General features: G+C 53.1%; 17 protein-coding genes and 1 pseudogene. 6 read left to right on the top strand and 12 right to left on the bottom strand.

The features are described 5' to 3' along the window. Nucleotides 1-129 precede the first annotated feature (129 nt). Together ACP97_RS01890 and ACP97_RS19600 are read right to left on the bottom strand one after the other, a co-directional pair. Nucleotides 130-450 carry a DUF5789 family protein gene (locus tag ACP97_RS01890; protein WP_237561058.1) on the bottom strand — a complete coding sequence of 107 codons (321 nt, stop codon included), beginning with the start codon at nucleotides 448-450 and terminating at the stop codon, nucleotides 130-132. A 590-nt stretch (nucleotides 451-1,040) separates the two neighbouring features. Continuing rightward, the gene (locus tag ACP97_RS19600; protein WP_154019898.1) at nucleotides 1,041-1,217 is read right to left on the bottom strand and encodes a hypothetical protein; all 177 of its coding nucleotides are present in this window, start codon (nucleotides 1,215-1,217) and stop codon (nucleotides 1,041-1,043) included. A gap of 126 nt (nucleotides 1,218-1,343) precedes the next feature. Here ACP97_RS19600 and ACP97_RS01880 point away from each other — a divergent pair, with 126 nt between their 5' ends. From ACP97_RS01880 to ACP97_RS01870, 3 genes are all read left to right on the top strand, one after another. Next, a complete protein-coding gene (locus tag ACP97_RS01880) occupies nucleotides 1,344-1,601 on the top strand; it encodes a DUF7553 family protein (protein ID WP_049996145.1) in 258 nt (85 codons plus the stop codon). 112 nt (nucleotides 1,602-1,713) lie between these two features. Continuing rightward, nucleotides 1,714-2,535, top strand: coding sequence for a GNAT family N-acetyltransferase (locus tag ACP97_RS01875; RefSeq protein WP_049996144.1), 822 nt, complete (start codon nucleotides 1,714-1,716; stop codon nucleotides 2,533-2,535). Nucleotides 2,536-2,739: 204 nt separating this feature from the next. After that, a complete protein-coding gene (locus tag ACP97_RS01870) occupies nucleotides 2,740-3,198 on the top strand; it encodes a YbhB/YbcL family Raf kinase inhibitor-like protein (protein ID WP_079977500.1) in 459 nt (152 codons plus the stop codon). Between the two features lie 93 nt (nucleotides 3,199-3,291). Here the strand turns inward: ACP97_RS01870 and ACP97_RS18805 are convergent, their stop codons facing one another. Next, nucleotides 3,292-3,714 (bottom strand): DUF2267 domain-containing protein, encoded by a 423-nt coding sequence (locus ACP97_RS18805; protein ID WP_079977499.1) that lies wholly within the window; start codon nucleotides 3,712-3,714, stop codon nucleotides 3,292-3,294. Nucleotides 3,715-3,995: 281 nt separating this feature from the next. Between ACP97_RS18805 and ACP97_RS01865 the strand changes: the two are divergent. Beyond that, nucleotides 3,996-4,163: pseudogene (locus ACP97_RS01865) on the top strand (IS701 family transposase); the annotation flags it as partial. A gap of 19 nt (nucleotides 4,164-4,182) precedes the next feature. Here the strand turns inward: ACP97_RS01865 and ACP97_RS01860 are convergent. The 4 genes from ACP97_RS01860 to ACP97_RS19595 all read right to left on the bottom strand — a co-directional run bounded on the left by ACP97_RS01860 (nucleotide 4,183) and on the right by ACP97_RS19595 (nucleotide 7,349). Next, a complete protein-coding gene (locus ACP97_RS01860; protein ID WP_154019896.1) occupies nucleotides 4,183-4,512 on the bottom strand; it encodes a hypothetical protein in 330 nt (109 codons plus the stop codon). Nucleotides 4,513-5,045: 533 nt separating this feature from the next. Further along, the gene (locus tag ACP97_RS01850; RefSeq protein ID WP_049996140.1) at nucleotides 5,046-5,333 is read right to left on the bottom strand and encodes a GYD domain-containing protein; all 288 of its coding nucleotides are present in this window, start codon (nucleotides 5,331-5,333) and stop codon (nucleotides 5,046-5,048) included. A 494-nt stretch (nucleotides 5,334-5,827) separates the two neighbouring features. Beyond that, nucleotides 5,828-6,823, bottom strand: coding sequence for an ABC transporter ATP-binding protein (locus ACP97_RS01845; protein WP_336884747.1), 996 nt, complete (start codon nucleotides 6,821-6,823; stop codon nucleotides 5,828-5,830). A gap of 367 nt (nucleotides 6,824-7,190) precedes the next feature. Then, the gene (locus tag ACP97_RS19595; RefSeq protein ID WP_154019895.1) at nucleotides 7,191-7,349 is read right to left on the bottom strand and encodes a hypothetical protein; all 159 of its coding nucleotides are present in this window, start codon (nucleotides 7,347-7,349) and stop codon (nucleotides 7,191-7,193) included. A 14-nt stretch (nucleotides 7,350-7,363) separates the two neighbouring features. Between ACP97_RS19595 and ACP97_RS01840 the strand changes: the two genes are divergently transcribed. Then, nucleotides 7,364-7,726: a DUF7509 family protein gene (locus tag ACP97_RS01840; protein WP_049996138.1), complete on the top strand. Its 363-nt coding sequence runs from the start codon at nucleotides 7,364-7,366 to the stop codon at nucleotides 7,724-7,726. Beyond that, nucleotides 7,723-7,896, top strand: a complete 174-nt coding sequence (locus ACP97_RS21365; RefSeq protein ID WP_449404914.1) for a hypothetical protein — start codon at nucleotides 7,723-7,725, stop codon at nucleotides 7,894-7,896. The genes ACP97_RS01840 and ACP97_RS21365 overlap by 4 nt, the downstream gene beginning before the upstream one ends. Nucleotides 7,897-7,921: 25 nt before the next feature. Here the strand turns inward: ACP97_RS21365 and ACP97_RS01835 are convergent, their stop codons facing one another. The 5 genes from ACP97_RS01835 to ACP97_RS18800 form a co-directional block, all read right to left on the bottom strand. Further along, entirely contained in the window at nucleotides 7,922-8,302 is a 381-nt protein-coding gene (locus ACP97_RS01835) for a hypothetical protein (RefSeq protein WP_049996137.1), read from the bottom strand. A gap of 158 nt (nucleotides 8,303-8,460) precedes the next feature. Next, a complete protein-coding gene (locus ACP97_RS01830) occupies nucleotides 8,461-9,720 on the bottom strand; it encodes an AAA family ATPase (protein WP_049996136.1) in 1,260 nt (419 codons plus the stop codon). Between the two features lie 527 nt (nucleotides 9,721-10,247). Further along, entirely contained in the window at nucleotides 10,248-11,177 is a 930-nt protein-coding gene (locus ACP97_RS01825) for a hypothetical protein (RefSeq protein ID WP_049996135.1), read from the bottom strand. A 397-nt stretch (nucleotides 11,178-11,574) separates the two neighbouring features. After that, complete coding sequence (locus ACP97_RS01820; protein ID WP_237561056.1) at nucleotides 11,575-12,951, bottom strand: MFS transporter; 1,377 nt, start codon at nucleotides 12,949-12,951, stop codon at nucleotides 11,575-11,577. 401 nt (nucleotides 12,952-13,352) lie between these two features. Continuing rightward, nucleotides 13,353-14,373, bottom strand: a protein-coding gene (locus ACP97_RS18800) for an IS630 family transposase (protein WP_154019894.1) whose coding sequence is annotated in 2 segments (ribosomal slippage) — nucleotides 13,353-13,857 and nucleotides 13,856-14,373 — 1,023 coding nt in all. Because the reading frame shifts where the segments join, the coding sequence is not laid out codon by codon here. Between the last annotated feature and the right edge of the window lie 144 nt (nucleotides 14,374-14,517).

The following is a 14,517-nucleotide window of genomic DNA, read 5'->3' as shown; positions in this document are numbered from 1 at the left end:
TGTTCATGGAGCATGTCATCGAGGCCATTGAAGATCCGGATGTACTGCTCTCGCGGCTGTAATTCCTCTTAGTTTGTATCTACACGTTGTGAATCATTCATCAGCTATTGAGGGTCAGTCCCATCAATTTTATAGCGTTTTTTCGTCTGATTCCCCTTTCACGTTGTCTGGAGCGGAGCCGCGGTCGCTGTAGTCCTCGCGGCCGATAGCCTCGCTACCGAGCATGTTGTAAATCATCTGTCGTACCTCTTGGGCCGATTCGTAGCTTTCGTCTCCAAGTGGACCGAGCGCTTCGCGGAACGTCTCTGTTCCTCCTGGTAGCTCAAATTCGTGGTCGCCATACTTCTCAACGAGTTCGTCGGTTGACGCGGGGTATTCATGCGATTCGAGGTCGTCGTTGAGATCCCCTAGCTCTACACCCATCTCCCTATCATTTGAATTAGACATCATTTTCGTTCTATGGTGCGAGAGACACTAACAGTTTATGGCCACGGTTTGATTTCCACTTGTGAGGCACATTGTGGGCTGGAGAGCTGTTCAGTGGTTTTGCTGGATGCTTCGCTTTTATGTAGATTGGCGGAACAACGAGTTAGTAAGAGCAACCGGGATAGGAAGTCGACGTTACGTTGAGAATATAGGTCATTCAGAGACTGAACTAACCTTTAGCCCGCAGTTCCGATACGCTACAGAAAAACGTACCAAGCAGACGGCCTTGGTCGGCGATCGCTGCTTGCAGCAGTCATCCAGAGGTTTGTTCAGGGGGTCAGCTGTATCATGAGAGCCAATATATTGGAGACGTCCGATTCATTCGGAACTCCATACATGGGTTTCTAGATATGCGATTATACTGAGGATTACTAACCCTGAGAGGAGTGAGACACCAGCGTTGAAAGCACTGAACAGGTCATTTGAAGACAGCGCGACGAACGTGACGATAGCCGCTCCGACAATGACGAGTACAATATAGAGAATGAGTCCGATCCATTCAGCTTCTAATATCGCCTGAGAGAGTTTCGAATGCATGTTTCAGTTCCGTGATGCTATCTTTCGATGGTGAGAACGCCGTTCTTGGTCGTGATTTCGTCGGGAAATTCGAATTCGAATTGCTTGCCGCTCACAACTTCATACTCCGTGACTGGTTGGGAACTGTAGCGAGTCATTTCATCGTCCGGCTGTTCGGCTTTTGGCCATCTGGCCGGTGTTTCGTCGTCCGGCATATCTGCTGGTTTGGGTGCCAGAGCTTAACAGTATTCGCTTGATTTTCCAGTTACTGCAAATTATTCTCAAGGCCATCACACCCATTCGGCTTCCGACCGGATGGGCCCCGATGGCAACCGACGTAGATGCTGCGCGCGGAACTCCAACGTGCTAGTGATGCAGCGGATAGCGAAATACAGCGACACCTCAACTTCCTCAACGAAGGCCTGATGGAACTCGCCGAGGGCGACAAAACCGCCGATACCAAAGCAGACCGCGATCGAGTGGTCGAACTCGAAGAGAAACTCGTCAGTCTCAGTGCGGAGGTGGACGATCAAGCAACCGTTTCGCACATCGAGAACGTCCTCGACCATCTCGATGCAGCTGCGGACGGGGGTTGGTAGATCGTAGCCATTCCCGACCGATACCATTTCGTAGGTTATCCTCCTGTCGGGACGTTCACGGACAGCAATGATTCTCCGCTGTTTTATTGACATCGAGAGCGAAACAGGGTACATGGAACTGCACGAACCTGAAACAGATAGCATCGAACGAATACGCGAGCTTATCGAGAGCACGCTGACCGCCTCGTATGCGCTGAGTCCGCAGCAGATCGAAGCTCTCCTTGAAGATGATTTCAGCGAAGAACAGCTCGCGGAAGCCTTCGAAGATCCCGATTCGATCACGCTTGTCGCGGAAAGCACCATCAACGGAGACGAAACCACGATAGGCGGCATCGTCGAGGCGAGATTTGCTGACGGCGAGGGCGCGATTCGCTGGCTGTTTGTCGACCCGGAACATCGTGGCAAGGGAATCGGCACTCGGCTGTTCGAAACTGCAATCGAGACGCTCCACAAGCAGGATGTCGAACGCATCGAAGCAAGTACTTTCGAAGCCAACAGGGAAGGCGACCAGTTTTTCGAGCGACTCGGGTTCGAGCAAACTGACGACCGTCAGGTCGAGGTCGCAGGTGAATCGCTCGTGGAGCACGTCTACGCTGACCGCTCAACAGACGCTGAAACGGCGGGCGACTTCAACATAGAAGAGGACTCTAATGCCGATCTCCCGAATACAGAGACGACGAACGGTGTCATAACTGCAACGGCCGACAATGGTCAACAAGTATATATCGATCAGACTGAGGACGATTCAGGTACCGAAGGGGCGTTTCTCGTCGCGTATACCGACGAAGAGCATACCGATCAGTTCGGCTACTACTGCGCTAACTGTGGATCGTTAGATACATCGATGGATGACATGGGCCGAATCGAATGTACCAACTGCAGCAACGTCCACGCGGAGCGGTCGGCCGAAGCATACGATAACTCTTACCTATGAACTCGATTGCGGTAGAGCCGGTGTCCGTAGCCAGACATCATTCACTCTTAGTACCGTCCCAAGCGTCGACTGGTGAGTGAAAACCGGTTGCCTCGGAGTTTCTGAGCTAGTTGGTCGAGAATTGGTGACGTACTCAGATTGGTGCTGATCGGGTTGCAGTCGCAGCCACAACTTTCTCGCAAGTGGCGGCTGCAAACCATGTTTATGCGATTGTCCAGTCCGGTATTCGATGACAAAGAATCAATTCCCGACAAGTATGGCTACGAGAACGAGAACGTGAACCCACCGCTGGAGATCGGAAAGATACCGGTCGAGACTGCCTCGCTGGCGTTGGTCGTCGATGACCCCGACGCCCAAGAACCAACAGGCAAAATCTGGGACCACTGGCTCATTTGGAACATCGACTCAGAGACTTCTCGAATTGAAGAGGGGTCACCGCCGTCGGGTGCCACAGAAGGGTCCAACGACTTCGATGAAACGGGTTACGGCGGCCCACGGCCCCCTGATCGAGAGCATACTTACCATTTCCGGCTCTACGCGCTCGATACCGAACTTGAGCTTGATTCCGGTGCGTCGAAAGACGACCTTCGCGAAGCGCTGGGAACCCATATCATCGACGAGACCGAGCTTCGCGGGACATACGCCCCGGGACTGATCGAGTAGCGCCATTCCTCAGATTGATAACGAAGTGATTGGCGGCCACATCAAATTCGTGCGCATTGCTGTTCACAAAGAGCATCTAATCGCGCAGAGCACTCAGCCAGTTAGTTCATCGGAATGGTGAGTATCATTATTGACTGGTTCGAAGAGTGATTCGAAGTCAGCGGATAGCTGGTTGCGTAGATCATCTACTGTATTTCCAGTAATAATACCAACTACTTCTATTACAGCGCGGACATGCCGATCAGTAGGTGGTACACTGAAGTGTTCTTCCTTGATCTGTCGTCGATGAACTCGTTCAGAGAACTCGTTTGCTGAAAATTCTTCGGTGGTTTCGTTTTCAGATGTGAGCGTATTAGCAAATGTTTCGGGGAGTTGGGAAGCGATGGTTTCAGCTTCGTTCTGACCAATACGCTGACCGAGAACTGAGAGTGTTGCATGGGCTATGGTGTACGCTTCATCGCGTGAGTTCACTTGTGCACGCCGCTGAACGACATCGAGGAACTCATCTTGATCCATTTTTGATCATCAGAGGATACTCTGTGGTCTCGCCTGTTGAAGGTTCAGCTTTCAAGGGTAGGCTTTTGAGTATAGCAGGAGTTGCATCGATTGACGAACAGTACAGAATTTCCTGCTTTACGGAATCGTTATAGCAGTAGGATCGTGTTCGATTGCAGTGTAGCCTAACGACTCTATATACTTGACTTCGCACGTTATGTAGCCTGAGCACGTAGAGAGCAGGTGAAACACTGATGCTACCGATCATGTCGTTTTTGTCCTGTACTGAGCCAATCGACTGATTGGAGTGTTTCTCGATGAGACAAAAACACCACGTCACGACCTACGTGACAGGTCTTCTTGCAGCCAGCAACAAGACCGTTCAGAGCATCTCGAACCACGTTCTTCCAGCCAAAAGCGAACGCGCACTCGATAAGTTCCTCACCGAGTACGACTGGGACGGAGACCAGTGCACTGTAGAGTGAATGATCACGTCTCAACAAGCCCTTCGGAAACAACAAGACCGAATCCAGCCACTAAACAAGCGAAAAATGCCATGAGGGCCGGCAGGTCGTTATTTACGCCGATAAATAGCAATACACACATACTGAGTGCAAAAAATAGCCAGCCGATACTTGCGCGGAGTCTCCCAAATCGCCACGAAATGAGACTCGCGATAGCGTAAATACAGACCGTGATGACTCCCTTCGCTAATTCTCCGAGTGGAAGATGGGTAGTGATCGCAGGAATCACAAATAGCAGTATTGCGATGAAAATTAGAGACTGGGTGAGTTGTTTGTCCGGAATTTGATGGCTCATGAGATCCATATTGTGGCAGAATGATATTTATTTTTCTATATAATCCACCATCTCCCATCAGTAGAAACTACACTAGTATGATCGACGCATCATACCGGTTTCACGCTGCGAAACCACCATTCCTCGATGAAACACGAGAGCCGCGGACTCGTGTGCACATCCGCTGCCGAAGCCTTCCCGGTTCGTGTCGTTAACTCGGCCAATTGACCGGCTTTGTCAGGAGGCTAGCTATCACCGCTCAACTCGGCTTCGAAGGATCCTTGTCTCATACGGAACTTCAGGGGCTGAGAAAATAGTATCACCGAGAAATTTATTCCCAACGCCCATCTTACAGAGATCCATCCATGGATGACAACCCTAGAATCGGCGGACCGTCCTGTCCTGCTTGCGATTCAGATGATGTTGAGCGGATTGAGGGAGGTGCTGTTGGTATGTATCGGTGTGTCAGCTGTGGCGAGGAATTTGATGCAGATGAAGACAACGATCATGCTCAATCAGATACTATATAGAAACAACAGATTGACCGTGTAGAATTAGATATCGTCAACGAGTTCACCGATGCGCTCAACTGGGAGCGTTCGCATCGTTTCCGTATCGAGACCATGCCGTTCGATGGCCTGTGAGACTTGGAAGGCCATCTCACCGCTCTCGACTTCGAAAGCGAGATGGAAATCGTAGCCACCGAGAACCGCATACGTCTGGAGGATGTCACCACCAATCTCTTCGATATCCTGCTTGATGGTTCCCCAGATCGATATCAACTCCTGTGGGTTCTGGTATTCGTCCTCGTTCACGGCAATTTGGGCAATGTAGGTTGGCATATGCACTGTTCGCGCTACGACCGTAAAACGGTGTGCTCGATAGAACAGAGAACTCACGAGATAAATCTGCGAAATACATTTCCACTAACCAAAATCGGACAATTTCGACTGAGCACCAAGACAGATATCATGTCTACCAAGGGAAAGACCGGTATATCCTGTGTGAATTTTCATGTAAAGATACTATCTGTTTAAACTGGGTTGGCTAATTCCGATAGGTTGAATAATTGAGATGAGATAGAAAACGGCACTGTCTAGTTAAGACGGATCGGACGATTTCGAGGGTTTGAGAGGTCGGAGTGAGAAATGGAAAGAGACGAGAGCTGATTCGGCGAGTGATGAGACGGAGAGGCGATCAGCCGGTTGCTCAAGAATCTTCGTCTGAACTCGAAGTAATTCTCCAGAGATCTACACTCACTCGCCCGAACTCGCTTATCTAGACAGTGCCCAAGAGGGAGTTTCATCAACAATATGCTACACATGAGCGAACGCCATTATTGGGACTCGGCCTGTTCGAGCGCACTCTCGGCCTCAGCATGAATAAGATCAAGCGCGCGTCGTTTCACCTGCGTGAACTCGTCGCTGGTGACCATCTCAAGCGAGCGTGGTCGCTCCAAGTCTACCTCAAGGATCTCCTTGACCTGTCCTGGGCGAGCAGTCATTACTACAACCCTATCGGCGAGCAGGATGGCTTCCTCGACATCATGGGTGATGAAGAGTGCAGTCCGATCTTCATCCTCCCAGACATCAAGGAGATTTTCCTGCATCAGCTCTTTCGTCATTGCATCAAGCCCGCTGAACGGTTCGTCCATCAGCATGATATCTGGGTCGTTCGCCAGCAGACGGGCGAGTTCAGCTCGCTGTTGCATGCCACCAGAGAGTTCGTGTGGATAGGAATCTTCGAATCCCTCGAGTCCCATCTCGTCAATGAGCGACGCCACACGCTCGTCATCGACATCATCTCGCATCTGTGGGCCGAATCGAATGTTCTCGACGATGGTTTTCCACGGGAAGAGTCGGTTCGACTGAAAGACTACGCCGCGGGAAGGATTCGGTTCCGTGACGCGCTCGCCGTCGACTCGAACCTCACCTTCAGTCGGCTGGAGATAGCCCGCTACACACTCCATCACGGTACTTTTCCCACATCCTGACGGACCGAGGATGGTAACGAACTCCTCGGCACCGATATCGAGGCTCATGTCCTCAACAGCGACAACCCTGTCACCATCCGGATCGTAGATTTTTGTCAGATCATCGATCTCGACCGCTCCGGATGCTCCGCGATCCGACTTCGCATCGACCTTGGGCTGTTGGGCGTCAACTCCGGTCTGTCGAGCGCTGCTGGTCCTCTGTGCACCATCGTCAGCCTTGATATCGATGTTGTTTTTGTTACTCATATTGAGGTAAAGTGCTGAGTATCGTATACCGCAATTGCTTTCACGTGCAACCCTTCGAACCAGCATGGTTCTGTCCCATTCGTCTTTATACAAGACAATCGCATAGCTGCGGCTAGAATCGAGGTACGCTCCTGAGTAATGCATTGTTGATAGAGAGCCCTCTTGCGATTCAATCGGTTTTCCAGTGAGCTGATATCCACCCTGAGAATCATCCCGAGCTCCGATATCGGGTCCCGTCTTGATCGGGGAGACTCTATCAACAATCTCCTACAGATGAGCGATCGAAGTAAGTTCCTGAATAGAATGAGAAAGCATCAGATTGGCTGCTGCGACGATTCGTGCCTTTCACGCTTTGAAACATCTGTTTTTAGTAGTTTCAAACTGCTTGTTGGGGATTTGTGTTCTTGCTTTTCGCTGTTCTTGCTTCGAAGCTCAACAAAGAAATCAGAAGAAAACGCTTTCAGCGACGGATTTCTACAGTTTCGCCTTCGAATCTGAGCCATTCATCGCTACGCTTTGATTCGTGCTGAAGCAACACGTATTCGTCGTCCTGTGTGGCTTCGCATTCTTCGAGTTCATCGATGCCCCTGTCCTTGAGCCACGATTCACCTGCGGTCATGACGCTGTCACCCCGTGTATGTCGCTACGAACAGGAGCCCAAAAACGATTCCGGCAGGTAGAGCAACGGGGGTCAACAGATACATCATTCTGGATCTCCGCGTTGATCCAGGCGTTAATGCATTTCTCGCTCTCGATACCGATATTGACCTTGATGAGATGGATGCGGCGACCCAGAGTATTGAATTTGCGCGTGCGAGCAACGCTGTCGCGTTCATCGCCCCGAATGTGGGAAAGAATTTCGGCGTGGGCATCGAAACTGGGTCGGTACTCGAAGACATCTTCCGTGAACAAGAACGGTACAGGGTAGTGAGACGGCACATCAGCGTAGTGAACGGATCGTCTTCGTCCATGAGGCAGGTGTGCGGAGTGCAATGATCGAATCGATCTCGCGGCGGTGGGAGGCAACCATCTACTCCTACGAGACCGATGAAGAACTCGTGAGGCGGGGTGTTCGCAACTCATCGCCATTGAGTGCGGGCAATTTGCAAGATACGCGCCCTGTATCTCGCACGCCGACTCCAACGAGTCGGCAGCCTGTGATATGAGAACTCCGAAGCTCAGTGCTACTCTCTATAGCTCTGGCTGATGGCGGATCACTTGGGTGAACAGGCCACCGAGGTACAGAAGCGCGCTCGCGAGCAGGCCGAGTAGCGGCAGACTGCCGATCAGAAGCTCAAATCCAAACGTGAAGATGATCGCGGCCCAGATCTCCACTCGCCGGAGGAGAACACCTGAGCGACTGACCAGCTCCGGCATCTCGACGCTGCGTTGATTGCTTAGCGTGTATACGCGGTAGCCTTCAAGAAGCGCGTACACTGCCGCAGCAATCGGAAGGGCGAACTGGAATCGCTGGAAGAAGAGGCCGGCAACGAGCACAACAGCCATCACCAGCCGAACAGCGGTGCTGGATCGCGATACACCGCCGTCGGAGTCGACTGAGACAGGTATCATTGGGAGTTGTTCTGAAGGGCGGGAGGAAAGATGTTTTCAGGAGTCGTTTGCGAACGTGTCGATGGATTCATCGAGGGCCATCACCTGAAAATCGTAGCGATCGTACTTGTCCGGCTGCGGTTTGAAACACCAGTAGTGAGCCTGTGACTGGAGTTCGCTCAGCCCTCGTCAATGATCAACTCGTGGAGATCCGACGGGATCAGGCTGCTATCGGAGGGTACCGCCGGAACCTCAAGCGATTGGAGTGATTCTAACAGGAGACTCGCCCGCAACGAGTCGATTCGGTACTCAAATTTTCGACCTTCTGGCGTGATGATTCTGCTTCGGCTGATGAGACCCAGCATATCTAAATCACCGAGATGGGAATGAAGTCGGCGCATGTTGTTTGAGTCTCCCAAGATCTCCTCGGCGAATTTTCGATAAACGGGATAGAGGTCTGCTCTCACCACCGGAGTTTCGCCTTCGTATTTCAGGTACAAGAGAGCCGCAGCGGCCAGATGCTCGTGAATCCCCATCGATGAGAGTGTTTCCGAGACTCGGTTTCGTTCCACGTCGTCGCGTGCCTCTTCGAGGTCGTGTCTCTCGACGGTTTCTCTGCCTTCCGCTTTCGCGATTTCACCAGCGCTCCGCAGGAGATCGATGGAGTATCTCGCGTCCCCACCTTCCTGAGCACCATAGGCTGCTGCGAGATTAAGGACCTCCGTATCAACTGCTCCCTCTTTGAAAGCGATTTGGGACCGATGAGTGAGAATCGCAGAGAGTTCGTCAGCGTCGTAGGCGGAAAACGTGATCTCGCGCTCACAGAGTGAGGATTGAACCTTGGGACTGAGATTTTCCCTGAAGGTGATGTCGTTACTGATCCCAATCAGGCATGGCCAGACATTGTTCAGGCGGTCGTTCGCTCTCGCTTGTGGTATTTGGTAGAGCAAGCGGTCACTCGACCCAATGTTGTCGAACTCATCCAGGACGATGATGACATAATCTCGAATGTCATCGGCTGCTGTCCCCAACTGATTTATTTGCTCGAATAGCGTCTCATATATCTGACCAGCCGGGAGCCCCGATCGAGGCAACTGAGAATTTGGCGGAAGGATCTGATTGGCGAGCGTAATCGCCACCTGATACGACGAATTGAGGTCGTTGCAGTTCTGCCGAATTGTCGTGAGTCGAATGTCGTTGTACTCCTCAGCCGATGCAGCAAGCTGGTTGAGCTCGTACTGAGTCGTCGCAGTCTTTCCCAAACCAGAGAGTCCATACAGAAATGCGTTGCGAGGCGGTTCGTTGTCAATAACAGGCTGGAAGACCCGTTGGACTTCGTGGGTCTCGTCGCTCCGACCTTGGATCTCGTCCGGTTGATACGATTCCTCAAGAGCGTTCGGATTCTCGAAAGGAGTTACCGATCGAGAGTACCCGGACATGCCACCAACTGGCGCATAGCGTAGATAAAACCACCGTTACATTACCGGGGGGTGGGTTGCATGACCCGGTCTCGGTTATATACTCCCTCCCCCCATATTGCACAACCACTCTTGGAAATGAGTCAGTGTTCACGAAAACGATAATCACCTGGTATCACACGGGAGGAATCCAGAATAGCTCGGAGAGAGCGTCTGTTGTCGCCAATTCGTAGACTTTCAGGATTCACAGTCATAGCAGTATCATGTTTGCCGTTTTTGCCGGTATAGAAAGGTACTATACTACTACTAGAACTAGTCGTTAACTAGTAAAGTAACGGTCTTCTGAACCTCCCTAGGAAGACGAGTGAACCTCAGCACTCGGAGAGGATCATTTGTTCACACGGTCGTGCAATATGGGGGAGAGGGGTATATAAAAGAATGGGGGTTGTGCAATGATGGTCCAAGTGTCGTCCTTGCGTGCTGAGATCAAACACTCTTCCCTCGAACAAACAGCGAGAAAGCAGTCGGTTTTGGCCAGATTCCAGGTCTCACATCGATCCTGAAGCAGTGAGTGTGTCTGGAGAAATGCGCTCCAGTTCGTCTTGGTCGATGAATTCCTCGCGAGAATCCGGGAGGTCGCGGTCTTGATACTGAGGGTCGTTCCACCGGGCGATCACCATCCCATCCTCGATTTGGAAAGGAGAGGGTTCGAAAAAGTTCGAATCGTTGTTGTCGTACCACATGATAAGTCGGTCGGCGTCCCAGGCAAACGGTTCTTGAAAGTGGTCTTCGGAGATAGCCGGATCGCTGATGGTTGCGGGGAAGGCAGTGGGATCGCTGCCCAGCGCAGCATCCGCATTCGGCGAGGTGAGCGTCCCCATCTCGTCGAGGCGGTCGTTCAGTTCGCGTGCGAGCCGACCGGGGACGGGCAGTTTCTCGAAGCGTGTTCCGGCGATGATCGGGCACTCGGGGTCGTCATCCCAGTGGACGGCCTCACTCACATCAAGGAGCTCAACGAAGCCATTGCCGTTGAGCGAGCCCAGCCAGCCGTTGGTTCCGGAAACAGTACCCGCGCCGGCTGTGACCCGCCAACCGACCTGTGGTTCGTGAAGTGCCGTCTCAGACTGGGCAGCTAGCTCGATCGTCGCCGTATCTCCCTCGAATTCGTATTCGTACTGGTAGTCAGCGTCGAACGTGGCCTCTGCCGCCGCGTCTCCGGGCGTCGGAACCGAAACGTATTCCGTTGACTTCGGGCGTACGAGTTCGCCGAATTTCACGGGGTCGACATTGAGTTCGTGGAGCGCCGAGACAATATCGTTCGCGAGTGCTTCGCGATCCGTCGGCGCAACACCGGCTTTGGGAAGACAGGCGAGAATCGCACGCATCTCCTTGCTGGGCGGGGGATATGGATCGCCGTCGATGTGGGCGTATGGCCGGTCGAGGAATCGGGGTTCGTAATCTTCGGCTGAGAGTTCCATGGGTGAGCGCTACTCAGCGCGAACACAAAGATTCCACGGCAGGACCCAATGGTGGGAAAGAGGTGAAGCGACCGAGGCGATGATCAGTGGGCCTTATGTAATCACTGGAGTGGGCGGAGCGACTCTTTGTTACATAAGGTAAAGCAGCGCCGTTGCTGTCCGCATCGCAGTTTTCGCTGCTTTCCACAACCGCCGCGACACTGGCCAGCGGAGAGACACCGTCACGTTTGCTCAGCCACTATCTCAAGTATGGTGAGTTCGTTTCCAACCCGCCTCGCCGAATACACCAACGACCGCTACGGAGCGACTCCACAAGAGGTGATGGAGAAACTCGATTTGGACGAGTCACGGCGAGAGCAGGTCGAACACTACCTTGCTGTCACGCGCTATATGATGTTCAAGCATCGAGAGGGCAACGATGCCGAGGATCTCCGCTGGGATCGTGTCGAGTGGGACGATGTCGCCGACTGGGAGACAAACGACTAATAGTGGACGTCGGCCGGGACGATCCACGGCTGTTCGAGCCCTTCGTATGCCCACGCGAAACCTTCGAACTTCTCGAACGCCTTTTTCGTCGCGTTCCATCCCTGAGCGAGTAAATCACGGCCATCGTCGTAACGACACCTACCACACTGCCCAGAACTCCACCGATGAATGAACCGATCGGTACCGTGAGCGTCGAGACACTCGCATCGACGGATGTGACTCTCCCGAGAAGGTCTTCTGGAGTAACCGTTTGAATGAGCGTCTGGCTCATCACGTTCGTGACACCGATCGGAATCCCAGTTATCGCAAACAAGACCACTGTAAGTACTGGCCACGGGGAGTAGACCGCACCAATCCACAGGAAGAATCCAACTCCGAGCCCGATAATTCGGATAGTGCCGTATCTGATGTGGGACAGTCGGGAAGTGATCAGCGCGCCGATGAGACCACCCGCACCGATTGCTCCGAGCAGCGCCCCATAGAGTATTGAGCCGCCACGAATGGTTGCGAACCCCGGTAGTACGGCGAGCATGATACCCGTCCCAAAGTTGGTGACCGCTGTGGTAAGCATCATTTCGGTGAACACCGTGCCCCGGAGCCACTGAACTCCATCTCGAAGGTCAGACAGGTATCCGGAAACATCAATTTCAGCCTCCTGGTCACCTGTGTCGGAGCGTTCGGGGACCCGGACACCGACGAACGAGAGGACCGTTACCACAAACGTGATCGAGTCAAGAACGAATAGGGAGACAGCGCCAACCACGGCAATGAGGACTCCACCAAGTGCGTCAAACACCATGTTTGTTCCTTGGTTAGCGAACGAAAACGCCGAATTGGCACGTGTCAGCTGGGTCTTCGCGACGATCCGAGGGAGTGCCGCGTTCTGAGCAGGGTAGACGAACTGGTTCAAGAACGAAAGAAGCGGAATCGTTACCAGAACCAGTCCAACGGAGAGGCGGTCGAAGTAGGCTGCTACAGGGATCGATAGAATGAGGACGGCCTGAGCGAGTTGCGTCCACACGAGGGTTCGGATGAGTGGCCAGCGATCGACGAGCGGTCCGGACACGAATTGCAATGCTGGCGGCAGGAGGAGTAACGCGCTAGCGAGACCGGTATAGAAACTCGATCCGGTGAGGTCGTAGACCAGCCATGTACCAGCGATCGTGTAGAGACTATCCCCGGCATTCGTGACGAACCGCCCGAACAGCAGACGGAGGAAATCCAAGTTGTTCCAGAGGGACGACGTATCTGCGTTCGTGGCCTCCACTACATCCTGTTGCTGGCTCATATCTCTTCCCTCGACGAGGTGTGTGTCGTCTGATTGTCGACGAATTCAAACGCTGTTTCACAGTTCGGAAGATTGAGGATACAGCCCAGCGTGTCGAGAGAGACAGCTACTCGTTGTCTATCAATCGATACTGGTTCGGTGTGCGAATCGATTCGCTTTCGAGTGGGCTTCTGGCCACTGTAGACCAGAGACCCGGCGACTGTCTGCATTTGGGTTGGTGTTCTTGTTGAGGAAGTGCGACTACGGAACCCGTAGCGAGATGAGGCAACCCGAGTGCTGCTGCTATGCGGCGGCCGCTATGCGGTCGCGACTATCGCAACAAGAGGAATGAACGGACGAGCAGCCAAGTGGGTCATACGAGGGGAGTTGACTCTGATCACGTAGGTCGGCAGTTTATATACTCACGGACACAAATACGGGGAGAGATTCGGCGGTTCGATCAAATCTAGCGCGGCGAGAGCAGCGTCGCGAAGTTCGTCGAGTTCTTCGAAGAGCTGATTACCGAGACGTTGGCTGAGTTGATGCCAGCACTCCTCCGCGGGGTTCAGCTCTGGTGAACCTCGCGGCAGGTAACAGAGTTCGAGAGGCGTGTCTTCGGCGAACTCTTGGACCTTGTTCGCCGCAAAATACGGTGCGTTGTCCAGCATGACGCAAAGTTTTTCGCCGAACTCGGTCTGGAGTGCATCCAACAACCGAACCGTGAGATTGCTCGTGAAGTTGTCCTTGCACGGAAGATAGAACGTCTCTCCGTCGTCGGTGATTCCGCCCAACACTTTCAGACTCTCCCACGCGCCCGACACCGGCAGTGTCGGGCGCTCTCCTTCAGGAAACCACGCATAGACGAGGTTCGCCAGCTCCTGACGAGTCTGGTCGATTGCTACGACCGTGTACTCGTCGTCCAGATCGGCGAGCTTTTTTGAAACCTTCGCGGAACGCTTCTTGAGCACGTTCGTCGGCATCGACGTACTGCGGCCGGGCTGTCACGACAGACAGCCCGGCCTCGGTCATCAGCCGTCGGACGTGGCGATCACAGTATTCCACGTCGAACTCCTGGTCGAGATGGTGCTGGGCGAGCGGAACCGTCCACGCACGCGCGTCGAGACCAGCTTCTTCAGGCGGTTCGTGGAGGTCATCCACGAACCGCTGATGCTCTGATTCGCTGAGTTTTGACGGTCGACCGGAACGAGGTTCGTCGTAAACGACGTCCTCGAACGGCTCGTCGTTGAGCCGTTCGAGACGGTTGAACCACTTCGAGGCCCAAGTACTGGAAAACCCATAGAGTGCGGCGGCTTCTCCTTGAGTTAGATCGTCGATTTCCTTGAACGTGATTGCCGCCATCAGACGCTGTGCAGCGTCAGCATCGTCGACCTCCGCCAGGACTTGGCGGAGGTCTTCAGCAGAAATGATTTCGAGGGCCGCCATATTGCCACCAATAACTGAAGCTACGTGAATTTTTGGCCGTCAGTATATGTGTCGACTGAGCGCAGTTGCACCGATTTCACTCATGCATTGTGCACAATAGTCTCATCTTCCATCAGCCATCCGACAAACTTATTACCGATTGTG

Source organism: Halococcus sediminicola (assembly GCF_000755245.1).
GTDB classification, from domain to species: Archaea; Halobacteriota; Halobacteria; order Halobacteriales; family Halococcaceae; genus Halococcus; species Halococcus sediminicola.
The sequence above is the reverse complement of the archived record's forward strand: the minus strand, read 5'-3'. Positions and strand labels throughout refer to the sequence as shown.